We start from the raw sequence: 25,651 nt of genomic DNA on the forward strand, positions 1-25,651 counted from the left end.
GCTCACCCGCCCAGTGGCCCGAACCGCCCGAACATCCCCCGGTGGAACAACAGCGGACCGTCCCCGTCCGCCGCCCCCAGCGCCTCCACCCGGCCGACCACGATCAGATGGTCGCCCCCGGTGTGGACGGCTTGGATACGGCAGTCGATCCAGGCCGGTACGGAGTCCAGCAGCGGCGACCCGGTCGCGGGAGCCGCCTCGTACGCCACCCCCGCGAACTTGTCGGCCCCGCTCACCGCGAAGCTCCGGCACAGTGCACCCTGGTCCGCGCCCAGGATGTTGACACAGAAGGCCCCGGCGCGGGCGATGCGCGGCCAGGTCGTCGACGTACGGGCGACCATGAAGGTGACCAGCGGCGGGTCGAGGGAGAGCGACGCGAACGACTGGCAGGCGAAGCCCGCCGGTCCCGCCGTGTCGTCCGGGTCGTGAGCCGTGACGATGGTGACTCCGCTCGCGAAGTGACCCAGTACGCGCCGGAATTCGGCCGGGTCGAGCGGCATGCGCTCATCGTCGGCGACGGCCCGGAGATCCGGGCGCGGCAGCGGATCGACCGGCGCCGGCCCCGCGCTGGTGGAGGCGCCGACGGACCTGAGGTACCGGACGGCGGTGGCGGCCATGCCTGCGTGTCCCATCACGCTTCCCATTGAAACTGACGGCACGTCAGATGGGAACCCCCGTGAGCTCTGCCGTCGGGTGGACCCGGTCGGCCGAGGTGTCGAGGCCGTGTCGGACGCCGTCGTCCAGGAGGGCGGTTCCGTCCTGGGCGGGGATCGGCCGGTCCGATCGGGCCCCACCGGTCCGGCGCTGCCGCGCGAAGCGGGTCAGCTGCCGCATCCGGATCCGCATCCGCAACCGTGCTCCTCGGCCGCGGGTGCGTCGGCCTCCTCACGGCCGGACTCGGCGACGCAGCAGCGATCGCCGTCCAGAGCTGCGCTCTTGCCCATCCGGTCGGCATCCGCCTTGACGACGTAGACCTCCCACGGCTCCTTGCCGGGCCCGTGCACCCACACCTTGTCCTGAAGCGCATAGCAGCAGGACGTGTCGTTCTCCTCGAACGTCGCGAGCCCCGCGTCCGTGAGGCGGGTGGCGGCGGCGGTGACCTCCTCGGTGGTGGCCACCTCGACGCCGAGGTGGTCCAGGCGGGTGGCCTGTCCCGGCTCGCCCTCGATCAGGACGAGCTTGAGCGGCGGCGTGGTGATGGCGAAGTTCGCGTAGCCGGGGCGCCGCTTGGCGGGCTCCACGCCGAACAGCTTGGAGTAGAAGGTGACCGACGCTTCGAGGTCGGCGACGTTGAGAGCGAGCTGGACACGGGACATGGAGGTCTCCCCGATCACGTTGCATTGATATCTGTCGATCCAAGCTTGCGCCTTGGATCGAAAAACATCAACATAGAGGCATGTCGAAACAAGACCTTGTGGTGCTCGGCCAGGACGGCGCCGACGGATGCTGCCCCACGCTGCTGACCGCGCCGCTGGACGAGGACCGGGCGGAGGCGCTGGCGAAGGTGTTCAAGGCCTTGGGCGACCCCGTGCGGCTGCGGTTGCTGTCGATGATCGCCTCCCGCGCGGGCGGGGAGGTCTGTGTCTGCGACCTCACACCTGCCTTCGACCTGTCCCAGCCGACGATCTCCCACCACCTCAAGCTGCTGAAGCAGGCCGGGCTCATCGACTCCGAGCGGCGCGGGACGTGGGTGTACTACCGCTTGCTGCCCGAGACGACCGACCGCCTCGCCGCCGTCCTCACCCGCCCTGGCGGGCAGCAGCTCCCCGGGACGGTTCCTGCCGGGGCCGCTTCGTGAGCACCGGGACCGCAGGGCCCGTCGCCGGGCGGTTGTCGTTCCTGGACCGATTCCTGGCCGTGTGGATTCTGGCCGCGATGGCCTTCGGCCTGGGCCTGGGCCGCCTGGTCCCCGGTCTCGGTGAGACGCTCGCGAAGGTCACTGTCACCGGCGTCTCGCTGCCGATCGCGCTCGGCCTTCTCGTGATGATGTACCCGGTCCTCGCGAAGGTCCGCTACGACCGGCTGGAGACCGCCACCCGCGACCGGCGGCTGCTCATCCCGTCCCTGGTGCTGAACTGGGTCGTCGGCCCGGCGCTGATGTTCGCGCTCGCCTGGATCTTCCTGCCCGACCTTCCCGAGTACCGCACCGGCCTGATCATCGTCGGTCTCGCCCGGTGCATCGCCATGGTCATCATCTGGAACGACCTGGCCTGCGGCGACCGTGAGGCCGCTGCTGTCCTCGTCGCCCTCAACTCCGTCTTCCAAGTCCTCGCGTTCAGCCTGCTCGGCTGGTTCTACCTCTCCGTTCTGCCCGGTCGGCTGGGCCTGGAGCAGACCGCCCTCGACGTCTCCGTGTGGGAGATCGCCCGCGCCGTTCTCATCTTCCTCGGCATTCCGCTGCTGGCCGGCTTCCTCACCCGCCGGCTGGGAGAACGGATCAGGGGCCGCGCCTGGTACGAGACGAAGCTGATTCCCCGGATCGGCCCGTTCGCCCTGTACGGGCTGCTGTTCACCGTCGTCGTGCTCTTCGCCCTCCAGGGCGGCGCCATCACCTCCAAGCCCCTCGACGTCGTCCGCATCGCGCTCCCCTTGCTTGTGTACTTCGTTGTGATGTGGGCCGGGTCCATGGCTGTCGGCCGCGCGCTGGGACTCGACTACCCGAAGGCGACGACGCTGGCATTCACCGCCGCGGGCAACAACTTCGAACTCGCCATCGCGGTCGCCATCGCCACCTTCGGTGCCGCCTCCGGCCAGGCCCTCGCGGGAGTCGTCGGTCCTCTCATCGAGGTGCCCGTCCTGATCGGCCTGGTCTACGTTGCGCTGGCCACCCGCCGATTCTTCCCCCAGGCCGTCCCGGCAGCCGGTCGGGCCGCTGCCCCGGAAGGTTCCGCCCATGTCTGAGTCCAAGCCGTCCGTGCTGTTCGTATGTGTCCACAACGCAGGCCGCTCGCAGATGGCCGCCGCCTTTCTCACCCACCTCGGAGGCGACCGCGTGGAGGTCCGCTCCGCCGGGTCCGCACCGGCCGACGCCGTGAACCCGGCCGCGGTACAGGCAATGGCGGAGGTCGGCATCGACATGTCCGCCGAGACGCCGAAGGTGCTGACCGTGGAAGCCGTGCGGGCATCCGATGTGGTGATCACCATGGGCTGCGGTGACACCTGCCCCGTCTTCCCCGGCAAGAAGTACCTCGACTGGACGCTCGACGACCCGGCCGGCCAAGGCGTCGAGGCCGTCCGCCCGATCCGCGACGAGATCGAACGGCGCACCCGCGGCCTGCTCGCCGAACTCCGGCCCCACGGACACTTCCCGTGGCAGGGCGACTGACGTCGTCGTGGCAGGCGACAGGAGCGGACTCCTGTGTCGAGCGCCAGAGTTGGTCCACCGTCGGTGATGTCCCTGGCCCGGGGCGCGCCTCCGCCGGGGCCGCCCCGCCCGCCGGGGACCGGGTCGTGGTGGCCGCCCGCAACGCCGGGCCGCTCGCCCGTGACGCCGGGGTGGATCGTGTGCGGAATCCGCTTGCCGGCCTCGACCTTGTATTCCCCCGCGAGACCGTCTGGGCCGAACTCGATCTCGTACCGTGACCGCCGCCACCGGGTCGCGGATTTCCGCGATCCGGTGGTCCGCGACGCGGCTCCGCGCGACATCAAAAGCCTTGAAGAACTGGGGAAATGAACCTTCCCGACCCCACCCTGCCGCTCGTCACCCACATGGGTGAGATTGGCCAACTTGGCTGCTATTCGGGCCGGTGGCCTGGCATATGCTCGCCGCGACGAACAACCCCAGACATGCGACGGCCCCCGGCCGGGACTGGCATCCCGATCGAGGGCCTGACCACCGAGAAGTAAGAGGCTTCCCGATGGATACCCAGCAGATTAGCGCGCCCTCGCGCGCCCCGTCCCGCACACGCGGAGATGCCACGCCGTACTCCGGTGTCATGCACGACAACTCCCGGCACACCAGCCGTTTCACGGTCGTGGGCAACCACCTCACCCAGCACCGTGAGCTCTCCCTCGTCGCGATCGGGCTCGCCGCACACATCCAGTCGCTGCCCACCGGAGCCAGGATCGGCATCAAGGACCTCGCCGCCCGCTTCCCGGAGAGCGAGGCCCGGATCGCCGCCGCGTTACGCGAACTCGAAGCCCACGGCTACCTGCGACGCACCCGCAAGCGCCTGACCGACGGCCGGATCGTCACCCGTACCGTCTCCTGCAACCATCCTGCCGACCGGCGGTCCGCAGGAACGGCACCGGGCCGCGAATGCCCGCCGCGCCCGCAACATACGGCCCGGCCGCCCGTGTCGGTCCGGCCCTGCCGGGAGCCCGAAGCCGACGAAACGCGTCCGCTCAGGTCCCCGGCCCGAACCGTGCCCGCACCAGGCCGTGAACCCCTCCCGGCAGCGCGCCGGGAGCGCGCCCCGTACAGCAGGTCCACGCCCCTGCTCGTACCGCAGCCGTCCTTTCCCACAGCGTCCCTCCTCCGGACCGCCGCCGACCTGCTCGCCGGGCTGCACCGCCAGGACCCGCGCCTGCTGCTCTCCGCACAGGATGTGGACGTGCTGACCCCGGGGGTGGCCGCATGGCTGGAGCGCGAGGTCGTCCCCGCCGCCGTGGAGCGCGCCCTGACCAGCGAACTCCCCTCCGAAGGGCTGCGCCGCCCCGCCGGTCTCCTCGCTCACCGACTGACCACTCGGCTCCCGCCACCGCCCCCGTTCCGGGCCCCGGCCGATCTCCCGACCCAGCCGCTTCCGTTCCAGAACTGCGACGGCTGCGAACGGGCATTCCGCGCGGCGGGGCCGGGAGAGTGCCCCGGCTGCCGGACCGACACCGGGACTCTTCTCCCGCGTCTCCGAGGTACTGGGGGTCGAGATCACCCGTGCCTGCCGTGAGAACGGGCGACCTGAGTCCCGGGGTGCGAGATCTCAGGTCGCCCGGCCCAAGCTCTTCATCGCCGCTCGTTCCGTCTGCTCCGCCGAGGGGAGGCGACGGGTCTCAGGGGGTGAGGAGGCGCTGCTTGAGCTTGCCGAGTGTCGCGGCGTCGAGCCCCAGCCCCTTGGAGAGGTAGGAGTCGAAAGAGCCGTATGTGCGGTGCACCGCGTTGAAGGCGGAATGGAGGAACTCGGTCCGCACCCCCATGACGGGTTCGAGCAGCGCGGGGTCCTTCACCTTGCCGGCAGCCTCCAACGCCTGAAGCTGCGCCGCGTTGGAAGCACGCAGGGCTTGGTTCGACGCCAGGTAGTTCTGTAGGACCTCGTGGTGGGGGACGCCCACCGCGGTCAAAAGCACCGCCGTCATCCACCCGGTCCGGTCCTTGCCGGAGGTGCAGTGGTACAGCACGGGCCCGTTGCCGTCGGCGATGGCGCGCGCTGTGTCACCGAACGCTTGAGAGGCCCCCGGATCGGTGACGAGCCACGCGTAGTAGTTGTCCACGAGCTGTGTGTTGCGGCCACCGCCCAGCAACGTCTGCTGCACCTCGGGGCCACCCGCGACGGCCTTGCCCAGGACGGTGCTCAGATCGTCCGGCGAGCCGTAGACGGGCCGGGCGGTCCGCTGTACGCCGGTCGGAAGCCGGTCGGGGGCCGACGCGGATTCGGTCGACGAGCGGAAGTCGATCACCTTGGTGATCCCGGCCCGGGTGAGCTCGCGCTGCTCGTCGCCGGTGAGTGTGCCCAGTGCGTCCGAGCGGAACACGACGCCGGTCCGGACGTGATGTCCGTCGCCGGCCCGCTCCCCGCCGATGTCGCGGAAATTGGGCGCGTCTTTCAGGGTGAGGGGGTGGGCCGTGGCAGGGGTGGGCGTGACCGTCTGGTCCGTCCGGGCCGGCTGCGCCGCCGCCGGGCCGCCCCCGCATGCGACGGCGCCGACGGCCAGGGCAGCCACTCCTGCGGTCGCGGCCAGCAGCCTGGTCATCGGCGCCCGCGAGCGCCCGTTGGTGTGATGGAGCATCTCCGTACGATAACCAGACGTCCCATAAATGCCTTATAAACGCATAGAACCTTGTCTATGCGTGATCATCGAGCTTTTTCGGCGTGGCCGCTGATCGCCGGACAGAACCTGGCGGTGAGGCGCGCGAAAACCAGTGGAACAGCGCCGCTGTGCGCCAATACCGTGCTGCCGAACCAAGTCGTCTGGGCAAGGACGTGCCGTTGTACACCCTGTGAGACCTCCCGAGCGCTGAATCGTCGCGCGTCGCGCATCTGCGCCGCGCTCCTTTTTGCTGCGGACTTCTCACTGAAACCGGTGTACTTCTGTGCTCGAAAACTGGGTGGTCGTGCCCACCTGCCTGCCGCTCGTCCTCCGCCGTTGCCACGCGTGCGCGTCCGAGCGCTTCCGGGCAAGCGGAAAATTTCGCGTCAACGCAAACCACAAGCTCATCGACGCCTGGCTCCTCGCGCTCTGTACCGCTTGCGGGGAAACGGCAAAGCTCACGCTCCTGGAGCGGGTGAATGTGCGCTCCATACGACCTGAGTCGCTGGACCGGCTGCATGACAACGACCCTGGCCTGACAGCTGAGCTGCTCCAGGATCCGGTCGTGCGGCGCCGTAATCGCATCGCGCTCGACTGGGGCAACGCCTGGCGCCTGGACACCGGCGGATCGGATCACCTGGACCGCGAGGTGATCGATGTCTCGGTCCGCTTCGCGGCGCGGATCCCTGTCCGGCCGGTGCGACTGATCGCTGAAGGGTGCGGTCTTTCGCGGGCCGAGGTGGAGAGACTGATCACGGAGGGGAAACTCGTTTCGGCAGTCCGGCTGAGCGGCAGGCTCTCCGGTGACTTCACCTTCACGCTCAAGCGCTGAGCCCTCCTCGGGCCCAGGGGCCCGTCCGGCAGGATCCGCCGGACGGGCCCCTGGTGGCTGCGGGTCCCGGGCAGCCCCACCCGGTACCGGGAGAGGATCGACGTGAGCGCCCCGGGGCCGCTCACAGCCCCCGGTACTTCGGCGTGCGCCGCTCAACGAAGCTCGCCACGCCCTCGTTGGCGTCCTGCGTCGTCATATTGATCTCCTGAGCCATCGCCTCAGCCGCGAACGCCGTCGCCCGGTCGGCGTCCAGGGACGCGTTGACGAGTTGCTTGGTGGCGGCGATCGCCCGGGTCGGCCCCTCGGCCAGCCGCTGCGCCCACGCGCGGGCGGTCGCCGCCAACTCCTCGTCCGGGACGACCCGGTTGACCAGCCCCAGCCGCTCCGCCTGCGCCGCCGGGAGCGAGTCGCCGAAGAACATCAGCTCCTTGGCGCGCTGCGGGCCGATCAGGCGCGGCAGCAGATACGCGCCGCCTCCGTCCGGTACGAGGCCGCGGCGTACGAACACCTCGATGAACTTCGCCGAGTCGGCGGCCAGCACCAGATCGCAGGCGAACGCGAGATGGGCGCCGATACCGGCCGCCGTGCCGTTGACGGCCGCGACGACCGGCTTCTCGCAGTCCAGGACCGCGGCGATCAGACGCTGTGCGCCGAGCCGGATGGTGCGGGCCACGTCGCCGGGTACCCGGTCGCCCGTTGAAGGGGCGCCGCGCAGGTCGGCGCCCGCACAGAAGCCGCGGCCGGTGGCGGTGAGGACGACGGCCCGGACCGCCGGGTCGGCGGAGGCATCGGCGAGCAGGGCGATGACGCGTTCCCGCTGGTCCCAGGTGACGGCGTTCATCGCCTCGGGGCGGTTGAGCGTGATCCAGGAGACGCCGTTGTCAGTGGCGTGGAGTACCAATGAGTCGAGCGGGTCGGTGGACCCGGTGGACTCGGCGGTGTCTTCGGGGGAGGACGGCATGAGGTGGCTCCTGGGTGAGTGGTGCGGACGGTGGCGGCGCGGCGGTCGAGGCGCCGCGCGAGGCGGCCGGTGCCGCGGTCGCCGGGACGGGCGGTGGTGCGGCCGGTCAGCGGCAGACGGCGAGCGCGTCCAGCGCCACCGCGCCCTGCCCCCGGCCCAGCACCATCAGCGGGTTGATGTCCAGCTCGGCGAGGTCGTCGCCCAGTTCCAGCGCCATCCGCTGCACCCGCAGCACGACCTCGACGAGCGCGTCGACGTCCACCGGCGGGCCGCCGCGTACGCCCTCCAGCAGGGCCCGGCCGCGCAGTTCGGCCAGCATCGACCGCGCCTGGTCCTCGCCGAACGGTGGTACGCGAACGGCCGCGTCGTGCAGCACCTCGACCAGTACGCCGCCGAGCCCCACCGTCACCGTCGGCCCGAACAACGCGTCCTGCGTGACACCGACCATCATCTCGACGCCCCGCTCGACCATCTGGCAGACCAGGATTCCGTCCAGTTCGATGCCCTCGTACCGCGCGATGTCGGTCAGTTCGCGGTACGCGTCCCGCACCTGGCTGGCGGAGGTGAGCCCGACCTTGACCAGGCCCAGCTCGGTCTTGTGGGCGAGCCGGGGGCCCGACGCCTTCATGACGACCGGGTAGCCGACCAGCCCCGCCGCCCGGACGGATGCCGCGGCGCTGGTCACCAGCTGCTCGCGCGGGACGCGGATTCCGTACGCCCGCAGCAGTTGCTTCGCCGCGTGCTCGCTCAGCTGGTGTCCCGGGCGCATCAGTGCCTGCGCCTTGCGGAACGAGGGCGACGGTGTGCGTGGCGCCTCGTCGAAGGGGGAGCGGTAGGAGTCGGCGAACCGATGGTGGTCCAGGTAGGCCTTCACCGCGGTGATGCAGTTGCCGAAGGTACGGAAGGTGGCGACGCGGGACGAGCCGAGCAACGTCGTGCGGTACGCGTCCTCCGTACCCACGGGCGAGCCCCACACCACGCACACCAGCTTGTCCGTGGTCTCCGCCGCGTCCACCAGGTCCTGCGCGAGCCGGTCGCTCATCGGGGGGAAGGGGCCGGTGATCGGACAGATCAGCACCCCGACGTCGGGGTCGGCGAGGATCGCGTCGATGATCTTCCGGCCGCGCCAGTCGCCGACCGGATGGCCGCCGTTGTCGACCGGGTTCGCCACGTTCAGGTAGTCGGGAATCCATGCGTGCAGCTCGCGCTGCTTCGCCTCGGACAGGGTGGGCAGCTTCAGTCCCGCACCGGTCGCCAGATCCGAGAAGTGCGCGCCCGTGCCGCCCGAGATCGAATACACGACGACCCCGCCGGCCTGCGGTTTCCGCGCGCGGGCCAGCAGAGCCGCGGTGTCCTGGAGTTCGTCGAGCCCGTCCACCCGGATCACGCCGAACTGCCGCATCGCCGCGTCCACCACCTGGTCGGCGCCGGTCAGTTTGCCGGTGTGTGACGCGGCCATCCTGGCCCCCGTCTCCGTACGCCCCACTTTGACCGCCACCACCGGAACGCCGGCCCGTGCCGCGCGGTCCGTGGCCAGCAGGAAGGAGCGCCCGTCCTTGAGCCCCTCGACGTAGCAGGCGATGGCCCCGACCTCGGGGCGCTGCGAGAAGTACGAGATGAAGTCCGCGGTCTCCAGATCGGCCTCGTTGCCCGTGGGCGCCCAGTGCGAGAGCCGCACGCCCAGCTCCTGAAGGGTGTAGACGGGGCGCCCCTGGTGACCGGACTGGGTGATCAGGGCGATCGCCGGCCCGTCCAGGTCGTCCCGGAACCTCTCGAAGGCGTTGAGGTTGGTGTTCGGCCCGAGCAGCCGCAGCCCGGACCGTTCCACCGCCGCGGCCAGTCGTGCCTGGGCGGCGGCTCCCTCCTCACCCGTCTCGGCGAACCCGGAGGCGAAGGCGACGGCGAACTTCACCTTGGCCTGGGCGAGTTCCTCGATCACCGGGAGCGGATCACCGACCAGCAGCACGGCCAGATCGACCTGTTCCGGCAGGTCCGCGACGGAAGGAGAACAGGCCTGCCCGAACACGGACTCCCGACTGGGATGCACGGGATACAGCCGCGCCCCGACCCGCTCGGCCCAGCCCATGAGCTGCCGGGTGATCCCGGTATTGGGCCGGCCCTCGGTGTCGGACGCCCCGATGACGGCCACGGACTCGGGCCGGAAGAACCGGTCCAGGTCCGGTACGGGGGCGTGCAGTGGGCGGCCACTGACGTCGAGGTCGCCCTCCGCGGCGGCGGACGCCATGCTGTGGACGATGGCGTTCGGCTCTTCGCCGCAGGCCACCACCCTGGCGCGGAAGTCGGTGGTGAGGGTGCCGTGAGTCGATCCAAGCATCGTTCCGCCCACTCCTGCTAGAGGTCCGTCGGGTGATCGTGCTCGGCCAGCCAGAAGCTGACGCTCTGTCAGGTTACTGAACTGACGGCCCGTCAGGAATGGGTGTGCAGGCAAAGGCTCTTCCGGACGCCCGGACATCCATTCCGGATTCCGGGACATGGCCGGTGGCCGGGGTGCCGGGACAGGCTCTCTGTATGACAGAGAAAGCACAGGCAGCACAGGCAGCACAGGGAGCACGAAGGGCGCAGGCGGCGCAGGACGTGCGGCGGGCACAGGAGGTGCGGCAGGCGCAGGACGTACGGGAAACGCGGGACGCGAGTCGGGCGCAGGGCGCCCGTGGGGACCGGCCCGTGCTCGTGATCGGCGGTACCGGGAAGACCGGGCGCAGGGTCGTGGACCGGTTGCGGGGGCAAGGGGTGGAGGCGCGGGTCGCCTCGCGCTCCGGGGCGACACCGTTCGACTGGGACGACCGGGGGACCTGGGAGGCGGCGCTGGAGGGGGTCGCGGCGGCGTACATCGTTCCGCTGGACCTGACCCCCTCCCGGACCCCCGCCCTGGTGGAGCGGGCCGCGGCGGCCGGGATCGGGCGGCTGGTGCTGCTGTCCGCCCGGGGAGTCGACGAGCCGGGGTACTTCGGGGACTCCTACGACGGGACCGGACCGCACCTGGAGGGGGAGCTGGCGGTGCGGGCCTCGGGGGTGCCGTGGACGATCCTGCGGCCCGGCTGGTTCGCGCAGAACTTCAGTGAGGGGGTGTTCCTCGACGGGGTGATGGGCGGTGAGCTGGCGCTGCCCGCGGGGGACGGGGCCGCCGCGTTCGTCGACGCGGACGACATCGCGGACGTCGCCGTCGCCGCGCTCACCCGGCCCGGTCACGAGGGCCAGGTGTACGAGCTGTCCGGGGCGAGGGCGCTCACCGTCGACGACGCGCTGGCCGAGATCGCGAAGGTCACCGGGCGGCGGGCCGCTTATGTCCCGGTCCCCGAGCGGGAGTTCCGGGCAGGACTGGTCGCCGGGGGGATGGCCCCGGAGGAGGCGGCGCTGTGGACGGACGCGATGAAGCCGATCCGTACGAGCCGGGAGGCTCCGGTCACCGACGGCGTGCGGCGTGCGCTGGGGCGCGAACCGCGAGACTTCGGTGAGTTCGTGCGCAGGGCGGCAGACGCGGGCGCCTGGACCGCCTGAGCCCCGGGGCCCTGGATCTTCCGGGGAGCGGGGCGGGGCGTCAGCCTGCCGGGGAGTCCCGGCCCGGCTAGCCCCGCGCCCCGGGCCCACGGCGGTACGCGCTCGGGCTGACGCCCCGGACCCGCTTGAACGCCGCGCTGAAACCGAACGCGTCGGCGTACCCCACCCGGCGGGCCACCGCCGCCACCGTCAGGTCCTGGCGGCTGAGCAGATCGGCGGCGAGCGTCATGCGCCATTCGGTCAGATACGCCACCGGGCCCTCTCCGACCAGTTCCGTGAACCGCTTGGCGAACGTGGTCCGTGAGACCCCGGCCCGTGCGGCCAGCTCCGCCGTCGTCCACGGACGCGCCGGGTCCTCGTGCAGTGCGCTCAGGGCCGGGCCGGCGACCTCGTCGCCGAGGGCGTGGTACCAGGCGGGCGGGGCCGCCTCCGGGCGGTCGAACCAGTCGCGGAGCGTGCACACCAGCAGCCAGTCCAGCAGCCGGTCCAGCACGATCTGCCCGCCCGGCCGCGCCATGCCGATCTGCGCCTCCAGATAGTCGCGCAGCGGCGCACAGTCTTCTTCGTCCGGTACCACGAGCACCGGCGGAAGGACCCGGAGCAACCGCCGCGGGACTTCGGCGTGTACGTCGTAGGCGGCGGCCAGCAGCACGGTGGAGCAACTGAGTTCGTCCGGCGGCATCGGATCGGCCCCGGGCCCGGTGTCCCAGCGGACCTCGTGCACGGACGCACCCGGTCCCGGTCCCGTACCCGTGGCCGTACCCGTGGCCGGGGCGTCGGTGAAGACGAACGGGGCCGGGCCCTGTACGATCGCCGCCTCGCCGGCCCGCACCCGGCGCGCGGCGGGAGCACCGCTGCCGCCGCCCGCGCCGTCGTCCCCGCGACCGCCGTCCCCGCTCCCGCCATCCGGGACGATCCACCCCTCGCCGCGCAACGGCATGCACAGGGTCAGATAGGCGCCGTCCGTGAACCTCAGCGACCACGGCGGATACAGCACCGAACGACCGAAGACCGCCCCCTTCCCCCGCACACCACGCAACAACTCGTCGAACACGTCCATGCGCCAACGGTACGCAGACGGGGCGGCGAACCGGGCGGTGAACAGGGCGGCGAACAGCGCGGCGTACAGGGCGGCGAACGGGGCGGCGAACAGGCGGACCCCTGCCGTCAGGCAGGCCGGTGAGGCACCGAAGCGCGGCATCGCCACCCGTTATGAGAAACGGCCCGGCCGCCACCTGGCCGCCGTCGCCCTGGCCGGCACGCTCATCCGGCTCGACGCGTGATCGGCAGGACGCTATCCGGGGCGTAGCGATTCGGTGACAAGAAACGATCTGTTCCGTCGACTGCGCGCACTAACTTCGATCCTGCACGCCGCCCCCCATTGCCTCCCGGCCCCGAACGAGAGGGAACAGGCAACGCGCGCGTCCTCACCGCTACTTCGCTCAGGAGAACCCGTATGTCCTTCTCGACGACCCGCCGCGCGACCGCTGTCCGAGCGCTGGCCGGCGCCATCCTGACAGCCGCTCTGCTGGCACCCGCCGCAACAGCTGTCGCCGCCGCGCCCGCCGCGCACCACACCACCGCGCCGACCGCCACGGCCAAGGCGGCATCCCCGGTCCGCACCCAGACCCTGGCGGACGGGAGCACGGCCGAGATCCACAAGCTCGGCGCCCAGCACTACCGCGCCAAGATCGTCAGCCGCGGTTCGGTTTTGGCCACGCTGGAGACGAAGGGGCACGACGCCGGGCTCGACGCCAACGACATGTTCGTCGTGCTCACGCTGGACGGTCAGGTCCACTCCTGGCTGGGCGGCGGACACCCCGGACCGGGCACCTTCAAGCTCGCGGGCGGTTGGACGGCCAAGGTCACGAAGATCGGCGAGCTGCGGTACCGCGCGCAGATCCTCGGCCACGAGGGCGCGGTGTACGGCACGCTGGAGGCGAACCAGCACGACGCCGGGCTCGACGCCAACGGCGTATACATCGTGCTCAGCGCCGGCGGCGTGATCAGCGCCCACCTGTAAATGCCTGCCCGCTGCGGCGGTGGAGCTGCCTCCGGCGGCTCCACCGCCGCAGTGACGGAAGCGTTCGAGTGGCCCTGAAGCTCTCCTGGCGCCCCGCGAAGGCGGCCCGGCAACGATGCCTCTCGCGAAGTCGGCCACGGGTCCGACCGCGAGCCTGACCACGGCAGGTCGCGATGCTGCGGTCTGGAGGATGCCGACCACGAACACAACAAGCCTGCGGACGCTTCAGCCGTTCTTTCTGGGCCGCCGAACGGACCGCCCGACGCTACTGCTGCGGCCCGATCCGCACATCGGACTCCGAGCAGGGCACCTCACACAGGTACGGGAATGGGCCGCGGCCCGGTCGTACGACGGGTTCGGGAGGGGGCTCCCGGGGAAGGGACCAGCCGCACAAGTGACACCTCGCCCGGCGGCCAACCTCGCGTTCGGCCTCGTCCCGAGGCCGACTCCACCGGGTCGCAGTAGTCACGACCCGGTGACCAAAGACGCGGCGGACCGCGGCGCGGGCGCGCACGACATCAAAAGATTCAAGAACCGGGGAAATCACCCTTCCCAACCCCACCCTGCCTCCCGTCACTCACACGGGTGAGATTCGCCAACTCGGCTGGATTCCTGCCCGGTTGGCTGGCATAAGCTCGCCCCCACAACCCCAGACATGAGACGGCCCCCGGCCGGGACTGCAATCCCGATCGAGGGCCTGACCAACGAGGAAGAGATCGCTTCCCGATGGATACCCCGCAGATTAGCGCGCCCTCGCGCGCCCCGTCAGCCGGTGTCGTGCACATCAACACCCGGCACACCAGCCGATTCACGGTCGTCGGCAACCACCTCACCCAGCACGGTGAACTGTCCCTCACCGCGATCGGCCTTGCCGCCCACATCCAGTCGCTGCCCGACGGTGTCAGGATCGGCATCAGGTTCCTCGCCGACCGCTTCCCGGAGAGCGAGGCCCGGATCGCCGCCGCCCTGCGTGAACTGGAAGCCCACGGCTACCTGAGGCGCACCCGTGAACGCCTCCCCAGTGGCCGGGTCGTCACCCGCACGGTCTTCTACAACCAGCCCCTCGCCGACGCGATCCCCGCCGCAGCACCCGAACCGCGACCCAGGCCCGTCCGCCGGGCCCTCGCGCCCGAGGCCCCGGCGCCTACCCCGGCCCCGGCGCCTACCCCGGCCCCGGCGCCCACCCCGGCCCCGGAGACGGCCCCCGCGCCCCCACTCCGGCCGGATACGGCGAATCCCGCTCCCACCCACGTGCCACCGCGTGCGCCGCTTCCCCAGCCGCAGGTTCCCGACGTCGACCGTCACCGCGCGGCCACCGATCTCCTCGCGGGTCTGCGCCGCCAGGAATCCCGGCTGCTGCTGGCCGAGTGCGATGTCCACCGCCTGACCCCGGCCGTCGCCGCCTGGCTCGAACGCGGCGCCCACCCCGACGCCGTACGCCGCACCCTCGTGGCCGACCTGCCCGAACCGCTGACGCGTCCGGCGGGCCTCCTCGCCCACCGCCTCACCACCCTCCTGCCGCCCCCGCTGCCCACCGCCCCGGTTCGGGAAGCCGTGCCGCGCCCCGACCCGCTCCAGAACTGCGACAGCTGCGACCGCGCCTTCCGGGCACTGGAGCCGGGACACTGCCGTGAGTGCCGATCCGACCTGATGGAGGCCGCCTAGCATGAACGTGACGACCCTTGCCCCCGGGCACAGACGAGGAGCGCGCGCCATGGCCATCGCCCCGGACGACGCACAGCGGGACCCGGTCCACTACCTGGCCATGCGCGACATCGTCGAACAGACGCAGGACAGCGTTCCCGGCAGATTCGAGATCACCGAGGAAGGAATCGTCCACGACATGATGGCGCCCGTCGGACCCCATGAGTTGACGGCGCTGCGCATCCGGAAACGCCTGGAAAAGGTGATGCCGGAAGAGCTGGTGGCCCACACCGGGACTCCTGACGTGGAGGACACGCCTCGGGGCATCCTGCGGCACCCGGACATCATGGTGATCGCCGAGACGGACATGGAGGTGGCGAGTTCCATCGATCCTCGTACGCTCATCGCCGCCGTCGAAGTCGTCTCGCGGTCCAACCCGGACAACGACTGGGTGAGCAAGATGCGGGACTACCCACTGCTCGGCATCCCCGTCTACGCGATCTTCGATCCCCGCACGGGCACCGGAGCCGTCCTCTGCGAAATCCACTCGACGCCGGACGGTCCGCGATACGCGATCCGCAAGGACTTCGTGTACGGCGAGGACGTCACCATCGGCGAGTGGACGATCTCGACCGACGCGCTCCCGCGTTACGCCTGACGCCCGCGCGGAAGCCCCGCCCAGCCCCCGCCCGGCCCCCGAGCAGTCAGCCCGAGCGTGACAGCCTCTTCGCGATCTTCCGTGCGTCCAGGGCCATTTCACGCAACATGCCGCTGATCGGGTTGGTGAACCCGGTGAAGTACAGGCCGGGTGCCTGCTTGGGCGTGCGGCCGCCGTGCACCACCGGCCGGCCCCGGGCGTCCAGTACGCCGAGGTGGCCGACCAGCCCCTCCAGGGCCCGGTGGTAGCCGGTCGCAGCGATCACCGCGTCCGGGGTGATCCGTTCCCCGCCGGCCAGCACCACCGCGTCCTCGTCGAACGACTCGACGGCCGCCACCGGCATCACCCGGCCGCCCCTGACCGCGTCGATCAGCCCCACGTCCTGCACCGGAATGGCGCCGTCCCTGACCCGTGAGTACAGGCCGGTGTCCGGGCGCGGGAGCCCCTGCGCGGCGAGGTCGGGCACGGCGATCCTGGCCATCAGGCGCCCGGCCCGGTCGACCAGCCGGACCGGCAGTCTGCGTACCAGGATGCCGGTCGCCTGGGCGGGCCAGCCGGCGGTCGAGCGGCGCACGATGTGCGGCGCGGTGCGCACGGCGATCCGTACCCGGGACGCCCCGCCCTCCACCAGGTCGACGGCGATCTCCGCGCCCGTGTTGCCGATCCCGACGACGAGGACGTCCCGGCCGGCGTACGGGGCGGGATCGCGGTAGTCGCAGGCGTGCACCAGGTCGCCCGTGAAGGTGTCGCGGCCGGTCCAGTCGGGGACGCGCGGGGTGTGGTTGTAGCCGGTGGCGACGACGACGGCCCGGCCGGTCAGCATCCGGCCGCCGGTCGCGGTCAGCCGCCAGCCCGCTCCGTCCGGGGCCCGGTCGACCCGGGACACCTCGACGCCGGTCACCACTTCCAGCTCGTGGTGCTCGACGTACTTCTCCAGATAGCGCACCACATCGTCCCTGGCCACCCAGCGTCCGAACCGGCGTGGCATCGCGAGCCCCGGCAGCCCGGACCAGCGCCGGGTCGTGTGGAGGTGCAGCCGGTCGTAGTGGCGGCGCCAGGACGTCCCCACGTTCGCGGACTTCTCCAGCACGACCGCCCGTACCCCCAGCTCGCGCAGGGCCGCGGCGGCGGCGAGACCGCCCGGACCGCCGCCGATGACGTACACGGGCCGGTCCTCGGTGAGGCCGGTGGGGGCCGGGGTGGTGCTACCGGCGGTAAGTGCGCTGTCGGACATGGTTCGGAGCGTAATCGCGCACTCGATTGATGGGTCTCGGTCAAGACCGGAATCGGTTGCGAATCGATCACGGGTGTGTGCCTCCCGCGCACATTCCGCATGCCTCTTGCGCGAGCCGCCCCCATCAGGTGAACTGACGTACCGTCAGATTCAGTGAATGGGAGGCCCCATGCAGACGATCTGGCTCGGCGGAGCCGAGTGGCTCGCCGTTCTCCGGATAGGCCTCGGCCTGTGGTGGCTGGAGAGTTGGCGGCACAAGGACAAGAAGGGCTGGTTCGAGCGCGGTACGGGCATCGCCTGGGCCGCCGACGTGGCGGGCAAACACCGCTGGGCGGCCGTGCGCACCGGCTTCCGGAGTGTCGTCGCCCCGCGTCCCAAGGTCATGGCCTACCTCGTCGTGTACGCCGAACTCGCCCTGGGCCTCGGCCTGATCGCCGGATTCCTCACCCCCGTCGCCCTCGTCGCCGGACTGCTGCTCAATCTCCTCTATCTCGTACTGATGATCCATGACTGGGCCGAGCAGGGGCAGAACGCGATGATGGCGCTCATCTCGCTCGTCGCGCTGTTCGCGATGTCCTGGCAGACCTGGTCCCTCGATGAAGTGATCGGACTCTTCCTGTGACCGCGGCCGCCGTACGTTTCGACCTCCCCGAGCCCGACGCCTTCACCCGCCCCTACTGGGACGCCGCCGCCCGGGGGCAGTTGCTGTTGCGCCGCTGCCGCGCCTGCGGGCGCGCCCACCACTACCCCCGCGAGTTCTGCCCGCACTGCTGGAGCGAGGACGTCGCCTGGGAGCGGGCGAGCGGAGACGCCACGCTGTACACATGGTCCGTCGTCCACCGTAACGACCTGCCGCCGTTCGGTGCCCGGGTCCCGTACACCGCCGCCGTCGTCGACCTGGTCGAGGGGCCGCGGATGATGACACAGATCGTGGAGTGCGAGGAGTCGGACCTGGCGATCGGCATGCGGCTGCGGGTCGCCTTCCGGCACGAGGAGGGCGGGGAGGCCGTCCCGGTCTTCCGGCCGTGGGGCGGCACCGGCTCCGCCGCCCACCCGGCATGACTCAGCGCGACCTGCCGCGCCGCAGCTTCCACCGCTCCCACACGCCGGGGTGGCGGACGACCACACCGCCCATGCCGGCCGTGCCGGTGACACGGATCAGCGGGGCACCCGGGAGCCGTTCCGCCGTGGTCCGGTCCTTGACGCCGCCCACGGCGGGATCGACCTCGTCGGTCTCCGCGGACCAGCCCGCGGGGATGGTGATCCTGACCCCGCCCGTCTGCCCGTCGACCTCCAGCTCGATCTCGCGCAGCCGGCACTCGACCTGCGTGAAGTCGATCCTGGCGCCGCCCATGCCGGCGTCCACATCGATGTGCGCGGGCACCTTCCAGCGTCCGGTGCGCGCCGTGCCGTGGATACCACCCCTGAGGACCAGCGGCTTCCCCGCGTCCTGCGGCGCGGGCCCCAGGTCGGCGGTGAGGGGCACCAGCTCGGCGTAGGTCTTGGCGACCAGCGCCTCGCCCAGTCGCGTGTCCAGCTCGTCGAGGTCGATACGGCCCTCGGCCGCGGCCTCCCTCAACTGGTCCACCACCGCTTCGCGGTCGGCGTCGGAGGCGCGCTGCGCACCGGCGGGCTTGGGATGCTCAGCAGTCATGAACCTGATGATACGGACGGGTTCGGAGCCCGGCTCACAATCCGGGCGCCCCCCACACGGGGAACCACCGGGCCAGATCCTTCTCCATCCGGAGGTCGTCCCCGACTACCGCCCTGACCTGCAACTCCAGCTGGTTGTCCCGCTTCTCGACGCCGCCCGGCAGTGGTGCGAACGGATAGAACGTGCCGCGCTTGTAGAGATAGACCAGGGCGAGCGGACGCTCCCGCGCGTCCCGGAAGCCGATCAGCGAGCAGAGCAACTGGGGCCCGAAGCCGCCGTCCTGGAGCAGGGTGTTGACCGCGTGCAGATCGTTGACCAGGGAGGCCGTGTCATCGGCCGGTTGACGCGCGAGCAGCCAGGTGTAGCCGTACGTGTCCTGGCTGAACTCCACCGGGATGCCGCCCCGGTCGGTGTCGGCGTCGAGCAGTTCGCGCACGTCCTGCTGGATGCGGGCGAAGGTGCCGCCCTCGACGCCCGCGAAGCAGACCGAGCCGAGACCGGTGGGGGTGAAGCCGGCGCCCGCCTGGAGGGTGAGGGCGGCGGAGGGCACGGCGAAGAGCTGGTCGAGGTCGGGGCGGACCGGCTTGCTGCGGCCCAGGATGGTGTCGAGAAGACCCATGGACGTTCCTTACGGGCGGGCGAGATCGGCGGAGATACGGGCCAGCTGGTCGAGGCGCTGTTCGAGGGTCGGGTGGGAGGAGAGCAGTCGGCTCAGGCTCTCCTTGGAGGAGAACGCGGGCATGAAGTAGAAGGCGTTGTACGGCTCCGCCTTCCGCAGGTCCTCGGTCGGGATGCGGGCCATCTGGCCGCTCACCTTCGTGAGGGCGGAGGCGAGCGCCGAAGGGCGACCGGTGAGCAGGGCGGCGGTGCGGTCGGCGGAGAGCTCGCGGTAGCGCGAGAGCAGCCGGGTGAGCAGGAAGCTGAGGCAGTACACGACCGCGCTGGCCAGCGGGATCAGCATGATCGCGATGCCCACGGGGTCATTGCTCCGGCTGTTGCGGGAGAGGCCGCCCCACAGGGCGACGCGGGTGATGACGCCGGCGAGCACACCGAGGAACGAGGCGATCGTCATGACGGCGACATCCCGGTGCGCGACGTGCGACATCTCGTGCGCGAGTACGCCCTCCAGCTCCTCCGGCTCCAGTCTGCGGAGCAGACCGGTGGTGGCGCAGACGAGGGCGGTCTTCTCGTTCCGGCCGGTGGCGAAGGCGTTCGGCACATCGCTCTGAGCGATCGCCACCCGGGGCTTGGGCATGTCGGCCAGCGCGCAGATCCGGTCGACGGTGCCGTGCAGTTCCGGGGCCTCCTCGGGGGTGACCTCCCGGGCGCCCATGCTGAACGCGGCGATGCGGTCACTGAACCAGAACTGCGCGATGAACATGCCGCCGACCAGGATCAGAATGATCGGCCAGGCGCCGCGCAGTACCGCGAGCAGCACGCCGATCAGGACCACGTACAGCAGTCCGATCAGGAACATGGTGGTCACCATGCGTGTGGTCAGCCCGCGGTCGGCGGCGTAACGGGAACGGGTTCGGCTCATCGGTGCCTCCAGTCCTCACCTGTCTTCACCTGTCTCCCATAGTGCTCCTTTGCTGTCTCGACCGAATAAGACCGACCGGCACATGGGGGGCGTCGCCCACCCCCCCATGTGCCGGTCGGTCCAAAACGGCGGTCTGCCGGGGCGGCGTCCGTCCGGCGGGGCGACCCACGGACGCCATTCCCGCGCCCCTGGCGCCCCTTGCACCACTGCGGCCACCACGGCCGCTAAGGCCAGAGCAGCTCCCGCGTCCAGTCCGCGCCGTCCCGGCGGTAGCGCAGCCGTACGTGGCGTCGCCCCGCGTCGCCCTGGAAGAACTCGACCTCCTGCGGCTCGACCACGTACCGCGTCCAGCTGGTGACCTGCGCGTCCGGCTCGGCCCGCGCCCGCTCCCAGGCGGCGTCGGCGGTCCGGGCCAGTTCCTCCCGCGAGCCCAGCACCTCGCTCTGCGCCCCGGTCAGCGCCGCGGCGAGGGCCCTGGTCGAGCGGGCATGCAGATCGGCCAGGCTCTCCGCCCGGCTCGTCTCGGTGACCGGCCCCCGCACCCGTACCTGCCGCCCCTGCGACGGCCAGTAGAAGGCGAGCGCGGCGTGCGGGTGGGCGGCGAGCTGGCGGCCCTTCGCGCTGGTGCGGTGGGTGGCGAAGTGCCAGCCGCGCTCGTCCGCGTCGTGCAGCATCAGCGTCCGCACATCGGGGCGGCCGTCGGCGTCGACGGTGGCCAGTGACATCGTGTGCGGCTCGGTCTGCCCGGCGGCCACGGCCTCGGCGAACCAGGCGTGGAAGAGGGGCAGAGGGGCGCAGGGCGCGGTGTCCGGGTCGAAGAAGGGGAGGTCCACGTCCCAGACCCGCTGGGCGTGGAGCAGGTCCAGGAAGCTCTGCTGTGCGTGGGCCTTCTGCGCGTCGGTCCCCTGCGTGTCGGTCCCCTGTCCGTGGGGCCTCTGTACGTCGCTCATGGCCCTATTGCAGCGCATGGCGCCTGCGTGCGGGAGTCTGGTGGCTCTGGTGATCGCCGCCCGGCGTGATCCCCGGCCCCGGCGCATGGACCTGATGATCGCGTCCATCGCCTCGGCCAGGGGGCTGCCGCTCTTCACCCGCAACGCGGACGACTTCAAGGGGCTTGAGGGAGTTCTCACGGTCGTCGCGGTGTAGACCGGCCCCCCATCACCCCCGCCCCAGCACCACCGTCCCCGACGAGCAGAACCAGCCGCCCGTCCCCGACGCCACCGCCAGCTCGGGCAGCCGCCCGCCCGCTCTGCGCACCTGGCGCTCGCCCGCCTCGCCGCGCAGCTGCCGTACCGCCTCCACCAGCAGGAACAGCCCGCGCATCCCGGGGTGGCAGGCGGACAGGCCGCCACCGTCGGTGTTGACCGGCAGTTCGCCCGTCAGGCCGGTCCGGCCCTTCTCCACGAACGCGCCGCCCTCGCCCTTCGCGCAGAACCCCAGGTCCTCCAGCGTCACCAGCGTCATGTAGGTGAACGCGTCGTAGATCTCGGCGAGGTCGATGTCCGCGGGCCGCACTCCGGCCCGTTCGAACGCCAGGCGGCCCGAGACCGCCGCGGGGGAGACCGTGAAGTCGTCCCACTCGGACATGGTGGAGTGCGAGACGTGCTCACCCGTACCGAGGATCCACACCGGTTCCTTCGCCGTGTCCGGTACGTACTCCTCGGCCGCCAGCAGCACCGCGCAGCCGCCGTCGCTGCGGATGCAGCAGTGCAGCTTGGTGAACGGGTCCGCGATCATCGGCCCCGACAGCACATCGTCCACGGTGATCGGGTCACGGAACATGGCGTCCGGGTTGGCCGCCGCGTTCGCCCGTGCCTGGACCGCCACCTCGGCGAGCTGTTCCAGGGTCGTCCCGTACTCGTGCATGTGGCGGCGGGCGGCCATCGCGTACTTGGCGATGAGTGAGTGCCCGTACGGCACCTCGAACTGGAGGGGGCCGCGTGCCCCGAAGGAGAGATTGGACGTGCGGCGGCCCGCCTTGATGTCCGCGCGGGCCGTCGACCCGTACACCAGCAGTACGGCATTGGCGTGACCCGCCGCGATGGCGTCCGCCGCATGGGCCGCCATCACCTCCCAGGTCGAGCCGCCGACCGCGGTGGAGTCCACCCAGGTGGGTTTCAGCCCCAGATACTCGGCGACCTCGACCGGGGCGAGCGTGCCGAGTCCGGCGGAGCCGAAACCGTCGACGACGGACCGGTCCAGGCCCGAATCGGCGAGCGCCCGGCGGGCGGCCTGGGCATGCAGGGCGTACGGCGTGGCCTCGTCGACGCGTCCGCAGTCGGCGAGGGATATGCCGACGACAGCGACCTTGCGGTGGGAAGAAGGCATGAATCTGACGGTACATCAGATTCGGTGGGCGCGGACCGTCCGGCGAGCGGGATCTTCCTGGTCCCGCCCGCCTCTTCCGCTGCGCGACTCTGGGCATCTCGGGGATTCACCCCTAGCATGACGGGCCGTCAGATCAGAGGCCGGAGGCCCCTGACGGGAAGGAGTCCGACGATGGATGCCGCCTTCACCGCGGAACAGGACGAGGTCCGCCGCGCCCTGCGCGAGCTGCTCGCCGAACGCTGCGGACCCGCCGACGTCCGCACCGCCGTGCAGACAGCCGACGGGTACGACGAGGCCCTGTGGCGTCAGCTCGCCCAGGACCTCGGACTGCCCGGACTGGCCCTCTCCGAGGAGTACGGAGGCGTCGGCCGCGGCCTCGCCGAGCTCGCCGTCGCCTGCGAGGAGGCCGGTCGCGTCCTGCTGCCTTCGCCCCTGATCCCCACCGCCGCACTCGCCGCGCCCCTGATCGCCGCGCTCGGCACCGAGGCCCAGCGCACCGCCCTGCTGCCGGGCATCGCCGCAGGCGGACTGACCGCGACCCTGGCCGTGCCCGGCGGCTCGCTCCCCACCGCGCTCGGCCTCACCGGTGACCCCACCGGCGGCGCCTGGGCGGGGGGCGGCCGGGCCGGCGGCGTACAGGCCAGGCCGGTCGCCGGCGCGAAGGGCTGGCGGCTGTACGGCGAGGCCGCCCAGGTCCTCGACGGGCACAGCGCGGGACTCCTCCTGGTCGCCGCCCACACCGGTGGCTTCCCGCGCAGCCGTACGCTCCTCTTCCTGGTCCGCCCGGACACGGCGACCGGAGTGGTCCGCACCCGCCTGACCCCGCTGGACGAGACCCGCCCGCTGGCCCGCGTCGAACTCCGCGACGCCGAGGCCGAACTCCTCGGCGCGGACGACACCGGGGACGTGACCGACGCACTCGCCTCGGCCGGGCGCGGGGTCGCCGCCCTGCTCGCGGCGGAGGCGGTGGGGGCGGCGGCGGGCGCGCTGGAGCGGACCGTCGAACACGTCAGGGCGTGCGAGCGGTCCGGCGGAGCGACCGGCTCCTGCCAGGCGGTGGAGCCCCGCCTCGCGGATCTGTACGTACGGGTGGAGGCGGCCCGCTCCGCCGCGTACTACGCGGCCTGGGATCCGGCGGCCGGGGGCCTCGCCCTCGCCCAGGCGCTGGAGGCGCTGCGGATCACCACCGCCGAGGCCGTCCAGCTCCCTGGCGGGATCGGTTCCGCCGGGGAGCACGAGGCGCATCCGTACTTCAAACGGGCCGCCGCCGACGAACTGCTCTTCGGCCCCGTTCACCGGCTCCGCGACCACGCGGCGCACCGGGCCGGGCTGTTCGCGCCGTCGAACAGCGGGCGGGCGTCCGCCGGTCGGGTATCCGCCGGTCAGGTGCCCGCCGGGCGGCCGTCCGGCGGCCCGGCGTCGTCCGCCTCCGGATCGGCCGAGCGGGTGGCGGTCTGATGGCGCCCGGTGTCCGGCTGATCCAGAAAGTGTCCTCCACCCGCACGTTCGCGAGGTTCGCCCCGCACGTCGTCCCCGCCATGGACCGCGCGGTGCACCGGCTCACCCGCGGAAAGGTGCTGCTCAGCTCCCGGATGCTGCCGGGGCTGATCCTGACGGTGCCGGGCGCGAGGAGCGGACGGCCCAGGACCACTCCGCTGGCCTGCATGCCGGAGAAAGGGACGGAGCAGAGCTGGATCCTGGTCGGCAGCAACTTCGGCCGTCCGGGGCATCCGGCCTGGACCGCGAATCTGCTGGCCGGGCCCGACCGGGCCGTCGTCAACTGGCAGGGCCAGGACATTCCGGTGCGCGCCACGCTGCTGGAGGGGGCGGAACGGGAGGCGGTGTGGCAGACGGCGCTGAAGTTCTGGCCGCCCTATGCGACGTACCAGGCGCGGGTCGAGCGGGAGATCCGGCTGTTCAGGCTGGAACGGCGGATGGACTCCGGGACCGGCCGGGCCGACGGGGCTGACGGGGTCTGACCGGGCCGACGGGGCCGATGGGGCCGGTCGGGCCGACGGGGTCTGACCGGGCTGCGTGCGGCCGGACGCGGAAGCGAGGGGAGGGGAGGGTGCACACACGGTGCCGGGTGTGGGGATCCGCCCGGTGAGGGGTGCGAAAACAGTCCGTGGAAACGGCTGTTGGGGCGATCCGCGGAAGGGTCCGGGTGCACCGACGGCGGACCACATGAGTGGTCCGCCGTCGGCGAGACAGGACCTGGGGCGCCCGGAACGGCCGCGCGATGCCCAGTGCGGGAGGTGGCCCGGTGTGGGTGGCGGCCCGGTGTCGGCGTTACTTCGTCGGCTTCTTGCCGGTGATGCCCAGATGCACCAACAGCGCGAGATTCGGCTTGAGTTCGGCCTGCTTCACGCCCCAGGTGGTGAAGCCCTTCTGATGCGAGGCGACCGCGGCCAGCATCGCGACCAGCGAGCCTGCCATCGCGGCGGCGCTGACGTCCTTGTCGACCTTGCCCTTGGCCTGGAGCTCCTTCACCGCGTCCGTAAGGGAGTTGGTCACCGAGTTCAGGATCTTCATGCGGATCTTGTAGAACCGCTTGTCGCCCTCGGCCGCTCCGAGGTCGACCACGCGCAGGATCGCGTCGTGATGTCGCCAGAAGTCGAGGAATCCCTCGACGAGTTCTTCGGCGGTCTGCCAGCCGGCCTTGCCGACCCAGGAGCGGCCTGCGACCAGTTCGGTCAGCCCGGCGCCCTCCTTGGCCATTTCTTCGGCGATTTCGAGGACGGCGCCCTCGACGTCGGGGAAGTATTGGTAGAAAGTCGCGGGTGAAGTCCCCGCCTTCCGGGCCACGTCGATCACTTTGACGTCCCGGTACGGCGAGGAACTGAGCATCTCGCTGAGGCAGTCGAGCAGCTTCTGCCGCGTCGCCTGTCCGCGTCGACCGGCCACGCGGCCGTCGACGGTGCGTACTTGTCCTGTCATGCCGTCAGCTTACCGAGGGGTGATCGGAGCGCGATTCGGCCGACTGCAAATGGGGAGCGCCGCAGACGCGCCGGAGGGAGTGGCCGGATATCGACGCATGCGCCCCACAGCGGATAAGTCTTATCAACAGCCTGTGGATAACTTCGGTGGATAACTTTCCGTGACGCGGTGAGCAAGGAACTCTTCTGTCGGAAATGTGTTCGATGTGAACGGGTCGGGGGGCGGTGCGTGCCACCCGCGGTTACGTTGGCTGTGACGAGCGTCACCGTGGTCAAGCGCGAGCGGCTGGGAACGGCCGCGGACAACTGCGAACAAACCGCGAGCCGGCGGCGAACGACCGTGAATGACCGCGAACGA

At 71.3% G+C, this 25,651-nt stretch carries 29 protein-coding genes; 15 read left to right on the forward strand and 14 right to left on the reverse strand.

The features are described 5' to 3' along the window. Positions 1 to 2: 2 nt before the first annotated feature. Genes ACZ68L_RS15910 through ACZ68L_RS15920 form a run of 3 tightly spaced genes read right to left on the reverse strand, consistent with a single transcriptional unit; the run spans position 3 to position 1,316 of the window. Positions 3 to 617, reverse strand: coding sequence for a flavin reductase family protein (locus tag ACZ68L_RS15910; protein WP_469577512.1), 615 nt, complete (start codon positions 615 to 617; stop codon positions 3 to 5). Between the two features lie 43 nt (positions 618 to 660). Further along, positions 661 to 846 carry a hypothetical protein gene (locus ACZ68L_RS15915; RefSeq protein ID WP_469577519.1) on the reverse strand — a complete coding sequence of 62 codons (186 nt, stop codon included), beginning with the start codon at positions 844 to 846 and terminating at the stop codon, positions 661 to 663. Next, positions 822 to 1,316: an ArsI/CadI family heavy metal resistance metalloenzyme gene (locus ACZ68L_RS15920; RefSeq protein ID WP_469577391.1), complete on the reverse strand. Its 495-nt coding sequence runs from the start codon at positions 1,314 to 1,316 to the stop codon at positions 822 to 824. The genes ACZ68L_RS15915 and ACZ68L_RS15920 overlap by 25 nt, the downstream gene beginning before the upstream one ends. Positions 1,317 to 1,396: 80 nt before the next feature. Between ACZ68L_RS15920 and ACZ68L_RS15925 the strand changes: the two genes are divergently transcribed. The 5 genes from ACZ68L_RS15925 to ACZ68L_RS15945 all read left to right on the forward strand — a co-directional run bounded on the left by ACZ68L_RS15925 (position 1,397) and on the right by ACZ68L_RS15945 (position 4,886). Next, positions 1,397 to 1,798: an ArsR/SmtB family transcription factor gene (locus tag ACZ68L_RS15925; protein WP_469577392.1), complete on the forward strand. Its 402-nt coding sequence runs from the start codon at positions 1,397 to 1,399 to the stop codon at positions 1,796 to 1,798. After that, complete coding sequence (arsB, locus tag ACZ68L_RS15930; protein ID WP_469577393.1) at positions 1,795 to 2,901, forward strand: ACR3 family arsenite efflux transporter; 1,107 nt, start codon at positions 1,795 to 1,797, stop codon at positions 2,899 to 2,901. The genes ACZ68L_RS15925 and arsB overlap by 4 nt, the downstream gene beginning before the upstream one ends. After that, positions 2,894 to 3,325: an arsenate reductase ArsC gene (locus tag ACZ68L_RS15935; RefSeq protein ID WP_469577394.1), complete on the forward strand. Its 432-nt coding sequence runs from the start codon at positions 2,894 to 2,896 to the stop codon at positions 3,323 to 3,325. The genes arsB and ACZ68L_RS15935 overlap by 8 nt, the downstream gene beginning before the upstream one ends. Then, positions 3,310 to 3,582, forward strand: coding sequence for a hypothetical protein (locus ACZ68L_RS15940; protein ID WP_469577396.1), 273 nt, complete (start codon positions 3,310 to 3,312; stop codon positions 3,580 to 3,582). Before ACZ68L_RS15935 ends, ACZ68L_RS15940 begins: the two co-directional genes overlap by 16 nt. Before the next feature lie 275 nt (positions 3,583 to 3,857). Continuing rightward, entirely contained in the window at positions 3,858 to 4,886 is a 1,029-nt protein-coding gene (locus ACZ68L_RS15945; RefSeq protein ID WP_469577397.1) for a helix-turn-helix domain-containing protein, read from the forward strand. 103 nt (positions 4,887 to 4,989) lie between these two features. On the opposite strand, the gene ACZ68L_RS15950 is transcribed toward ACZ68L_RS15945, so the two are convergent. Next, positions 4,990 to 5,943: a tyrosine-protein phosphatase gene (locus ACZ68L_RS15950; protein WP_469577398.1), complete on the reverse strand. Its 954-nt coding sequence runs from the start codon at positions 5,941 to 5,943 to the stop codon at positions 4,990 to 4,992. Positions 5,944 to 6,247: 304 nt separating this feature from the next. Here ACZ68L_RS15950 and ACZ68L_RS15955 point away from each other — a divergent pair, with 304 nt between their 5' ends. Then, positions 6,248 to 6,796: a DUF1062 domain-containing protein gene (locus ACZ68L_RS15955; RefSeq protein ID WP_469577399.1), complete on the forward strand. Its 549-nt coding sequence runs from the start codon at positions 6,248 to 6,250 to the stop codon at positions 6,794 to 6,796. Positions 6,797 to 6,917: 121 nt separating this feature from the next. On the opposite strand, the gene ACZ68L_RS15960 is transcribed toward ACZ68L_RS15955, so the two are convergent. Both ACZ68L_RS15960 and ACZ68L_RS15965 read right to left on the reverse strand, forming a co-directional pair. Beyond that, positions 6,918 to 7,757 carry an enoyl-CoA hydratase/isomerase family protein gene (locus ACZ68L_RS15960; RefSeq protein ID WP_469577400.1) on the reverse strand — a complete coding sequence of 280 codons (840 nt, stop codon included), beginning with the start codon at positions 7,755 to 7,757 and terminating at the stop codon, positions 6,918 to 6,920. Between the two features lie 106 nt (positions 7,758 to 7,863). Further along, on the reverse strand, positions 7,864 to 10,092 hold the full coding sequence (locus tag ACZ68L_RS15965) for an acetate--CoA ligase family protein (protein WP_469577401.1): 2,229 nt from the start codon (positions 10,090 to 10,092) through the stop codon (positions 7,864 to 7,866). Between the two features lie 356 nt (positions 10,093 to 10,448). Between ACZ68L_RS15965 and ACZ68L_RS15970 the strand changes: the two genes are divergently transcribed. Then, positions 10,449 to 11,276 (forward strand): NAD(P)H-binding protein, encoded by an 828-nt coding sequence (locus tag ACZ68L_RS15970; RefSeq protein ID WP_469577513.1) that lies wholly within the window; start codon positions 10,449 to 10,451, stop codon positions 11,274 to 11,276. 67 nt (positions 11,277 to 11,343) lie between these two features. Here ACZ68L_RS15970 and ACZ68L_RS15975 read toward each other — a convergent pair whose 3' ends face one another. Beyond that, entirely contained in the window at positions 11,344 to 12,336 is a 993-nt protein-coding gene (locus tag ACZ68L_RS15975) for an AraC family transcriptional regulator (RefSeq protein ID WP_469577514.1), read from the reverse strand. A gap of 396 nt (positions 12,337 to 12,732) precedes the next feature. Between ACZ68L_RS15975 and ACZ68L_RS15980 the strand changes: the two genes are divergently transcribed. From ACZ68L_RS15980 to ACZ68L_RS15990, 3 genes are all read left to right on the forward strand, one after another. Next, positions 12,733 to 13,299 carry a hypothetical protein gene (locus ACZ68L_RS15980; RefSeq protein ID WP_469577402.1) on the forward strand — a complete coding sequence of 189 codons (567 nt, stop codon included), beginning with the start codon at positions 12,733 to 12,735 and terminating at the stop codon, positions 13,297 to 13,299. A gap of 726 nt (positions 13,300 to 14,025) precedes the next feature. Continuing rightward, entirely contained in the window at positions 14,026 to 14,964 is a 939-nt protein-coding gene (locus ACZ68L_RS15985) for a helix-turn-helix domain-containing protein (protein ID WP_469577403.1), read from the forward strand. 49 nt (positions 14,965 to 15,013) lie between these two features. Beyond that, positions 15,014 to 15,601, forward strand: coding sequence for a Uma2 family endonuclease (locus tag ACZ68L_RS15990; RefSeq protein ID WP_469577404.1), 588 nt, complete (start codon positions 15,014 to 15,016; stop codon positions 15,599 to 15,601). Between the two features lie 46 nt (positions 15,602 to 15,647). Here the strand turns inward: ACZ68L_RS15990 and ACZ68L_RS15995 are convergent, their stop codons facing one another. Next, the gene (locus ACZ68L_RS15995) at positions 15,648 to 16,835 is read right to left on the reverse strand and encodes a flavin-containing monooxygenase (RefSeq protein ID WP_469577405.1); all 1,188 of its coding nucleotides are present in this window, start codon (positions 16,833 to 16,835) and stop codon (positions 15,648 to 15,650) included. A 169-nt stretch (positions 16,836 to 17,004) separates the two neighbouring features. On the opposite strand from ACZ68L_RS15995, the gene ACZ68L_RS16000 reads away from it, so the two are divergent. Beyond that, positions 17,005 to 17,457: a DoxX family membrane protein gene (locus tag ACZ68L_RS16000; protein ID WP_469577406.1), complete on the forward strand. Its 453-nt coding sequence runs from the start codon at positions 17,005 to 17,007 to the stop codon at positions 17,455 to 17,457. Next, positions 17,454 to 17,897, forward strand: coding sequence for a Zn-ribbon domain-containing OB-fold protein (locus ACZ68L_RS16005; RefSeq protein ID WP_469577407.1), 444 nt, complete (start codon positions 17,454 to 17,456; stop codon positions 17,895 to 17,897). The genes ACZ68L_RS16000 and ACZ68L_RS16005 overlap by 4 nt, the downstream gene beginning before the upstream one ends. Position 17,898: 1 nt before the next feature. On the opposite strand, the gene ACZ68L_RS16010 is transcribed toward ACZ68L_RS16005, so the two are convergent. From ACZ68L_RS16010 to ACZ68L_RS16025, 4 genes are all read right to left on the reverse strand, one after another. Then, entirely contained in the window at positions 17,899 to 18,489 is a 591-nt protein-coding gene (locus ACZ68L_RS16010; protein ID WP_469577408.1) for a DUF1707 SHOCT-like domain-containing protein, read from the reverse strand. Between the two features lie 34 nt (positions 18,490 to 18,523). Continuing rightward, the gene (gene pspAB, locus ACZ68L_RS16015) at positions 18,524 to 19,108 is read right to left on the reverse strand and encodes a PspA-associated protein PspAB (protein WP_469577409.1); all 585 of its coding nucleotides are present in this window, start codon (positions 19,106 to 19,108) and stop codon (positions 18,524 to 18,526) included. Between the two features lie 9 nt (positions 19,109 to 19,117). Beyond that, entirely contained in the window at positions 19,118 to 20,029 is a 912-nt protein-coding gene (htpX, locus tag ACZ68L_RS16020) for a zinc metalloprotease HtpX (RefSeq protein ID WP_469577410.1), read from the reverse strand. 224 nt (positions 20,030 to 20,253) lie between these two features. Next, on the reverse strand, positions 20,254 to 20,979 hold the full coding sequence (locus ACZ68L_RS16025) for a pyridoxine/pyridoxamine 5'-phosphate oxidase (RefSeq protein ID WP_469577411.1): 726 nt from the start codon (positions 20,977 to 20,979) through the stop codon (positions 20,254 to 20,256). Positions 20,980 to 21,019: 40 nt separating this feature from the next. On the opposite strand from ACZ68L_RS16025, the gene ACZ68L_RS16030 reads away from it, so the two are divergent. Further along, positions 21,020 to 21,175 (forward strand): hypothetical protein, encoded by a 156-nt coding sequence (locus tag ACZ68L_RS16030; protein ID WP_469577412.1) that lies wholly within the window; start codon positions 21,020 to 21,022, stop codon positions 21,173 to 21,175. A gap of 12 nt (positions 21,176 to 21,187) precedes the next feature. Here ACZ68L_RS16030 and ACZ68L_RS16035 read toward each other — a convergent pair whose 3' ends face one another. Next, a complete protein-coding gene (locus tag ACZ68L_RS16035; RefSeq protein WP_469577413.1) occupies positions 21,188 to 22,357 on the reverse strand; it encodes a thiolase C-terminal domain-containing protein in 1,170 nt (389 codons plus the stop codon). A gap of 171 nt (positions 22,358 to 22,528) precedes the next feature. On the opposite strand from ACZ68L_RS16035, the gene ACZ68L_RS16040 reads away from it, so the two are divergent. Further along, positions 22,529 to 23,815 (forward strand): acyl-CoA dehydrogenase family protein, encoded by a 1,287-nt coding sequence (locus ACZ68L_RS16040; protein WP_469577414.1) that lies wholly within the window; start codon positions 22,529 to 22,531, stop codon positions 23,813 to 23,815. After that, entirely contained in the window at positions 23,815 to 24,336 is a 522-nt protein-coding gene (locus tag ACZ68L_RS16045; RefSeq protein WP_469577415.1) for a nitroreductase/quinone reductase family protein, read from the forward strand. Before ACZ68L_RS16040 ends, ACZ68L_RS16045 begins: the two co-directional genes overlap by 1 nt. 310 nt (positions 24,337 to 24,646) lie before the next feature. On the opposite strand, the gene ACZ68L_RS16050 is transcribed toward ACZ68L_RS16045, so the two are convergent. After that, positions 24,647 to 25,294, reverse strand: a complete 648-nt coding sequence (locus tag ACZ68L_RS16050; RefSeq protein ID WP_361446009.1) for a TetR family transcriptional regulator — start codon at positions 25,292 to 25,294, stop codon at positions 24,647 to 24,649. Between the last annotated feature and the right edge of the window lie 357 nt (positions 25,295 to 25,651).

The organism is Streptomyces sp. NPDC104309 (genome assembly GCF_055584025.1).

Coding starts and splice junctions, on each gene's coding strand:
- ACZ68L_RS15990 (WP_469577404.1), top strand. CDS start 15,014: ATGGCCATCGCCCCGGACGACGCACAGCGGGACCCGGTCCACTACCTG.
- ACZ68L_RS15980 (WP_469577402.1), top strand. CDS start 12,733: ATGTCCTTCTCGACGACCCGCCGCGCGACCGCTGTCCGAGCGCTGGCC.
- htpX (WP_469577410.1), bottom strand. CDS start 20,029: ATGAGCCGAACCCGTTCCCGTTACGCCGCCGACCGCGGGCTGACCACA.
- ACZ68L_RS15995 (WP_469577405.1), bottom strand. CDS start 16,835: ATGTCCGACAGCGCACTTACCGCCGGTAGCACCACCCCGGCCCCCACC.
- ACZ68L_RS16010 (WP_469577408.1), bottom strand. CDS start 18,489: ATGACTGCTGAGCATCCCAAGCCCGCCGGTGCGCAGCGCGCCTCCGAC.
- ACZ68L_RS15965 (WP_469577401.1), bottom strand. CDS start 10,092: ATGCTTGGATCGACTCACGGCACCCTCACCACCGACTTCCGCGCCAGG.
- ACZ68L_RS16050 (WP_361446009.1), bottom strand. CDS start 25,294: ATGACAGGACAAGTACGCACCGTCGACGGCCGCGTGGCCGGTCGACGC.
- ACZ68L_RS15975 (WP_469577514.1), bottom strand. CDS start 12,336: ATGGACGTGTTCGACGAGTTGTTGCGTGGTGTGCGGGGGAAGGGGGCG.
- ACZ68L_RS15945 (WP_469577397.1), top strand. CDS start 3,858: ATGGATACCCAGCAGATTAGCGCGCCCTCGCGCGCCCCGTCCCGCACA.
- pspAB (WP_469577409.1), bottom strand. CDS start 19,108: ATGGGTCTTCTCGACACCATCCTGGGCCGCAGCAAGCCGGTCCGCCCC.
- ACZ68L_RS15910 (WP_469577512.1), bottom strand. CDS start 617: ATGGCCGCCACCGCCGTCCGGTACCTCAGGTCCGTCGGCGCCTCCACC.
- ACZ68L_RS15915 (WP_469577519.1), bottom strand. CDS start 846: ATGCGGATCCGGATGCGGCAGCTGACCCGCTTCGCGCGGCAGCGCCGG.
- ACZ68L_RS16040 (WP_469577414.1), top strand. CDS start 22,529: ATGGATGCCGCCTTCACCGCGGAACAGGACGAGGTCCGCCGCGCCCTG.
- ACZ68L_RS15920 (WP_469577391.1), bottom strand. CDS start 1,316: ATGTCCCGTGTCCAGCTCGCTCTCAACGTCGCCGACCTCGAAGCGTCG.
- ACZ68L_RS16035 (WP_469577413.1), bottom strand. CDS start 22,357: ATGCCTTCTTCCCACCGCAAGGTCGCTGTCGTCGGCATATCCCTCGCC.
- ACZ68L_RS16025 (WP_469577411.1), bottom strand. CDS start 20,979: ATGAGCGACGTACAGAGGCCCCACGGACAGGGGACCGACACGCAGGGG.
- ACZ68L_RS15985 (WP_469577403.1), top strand. CDS start 14,026: ATGGATACCCCGCAGATTAGCGCGCCCTCGCGCGCCCCGTCAGCCGGT.
- ACZ68L_RS15950 (WP_469577398.1), bottom strand. CDS start 5,943: ATGCTCCATCACACCAACGGGCGCTCGCGGGCGCCGATGACCAGGCTG.
- ACZ68L_RS15960 (WP_469577400.1), bottom strand. CDS start 7,757: ATGCCGTCCTCCCCCGAAGACACCGCCGAGTCCACCGGGTCCACCGAC.
- ACZ68L_RS15935 (WP_469577394.1), top strand. CDS start 2,894: ATGTCTGAGTCCAAGCCGTCCGTGCTGTTCGTATGTGTCCACAACGCA.
- ACZ68L_RS15925 (WP_469577392.1), top strand. CDS start 1,397: ATGTCGAAACAAGACCTTGTGGTGCTCGGCCAGGACGGCGCCGACGGA.
- ACZ68L_RS16000 (WP_469577406.1), top strand. CDS start 17,005: ATGCAGACGATCTGGCTCGGCGGAGCCGAGTGGCTCGCCGTTCTCCGG.
- ACZ68L_RS16045 (WP_469577415.1), top strand. CDS start 23,815: ATGGCGCCCGGTGTCCGGCTGATCCAGAAAGTGTCCTCCACCCGCACG.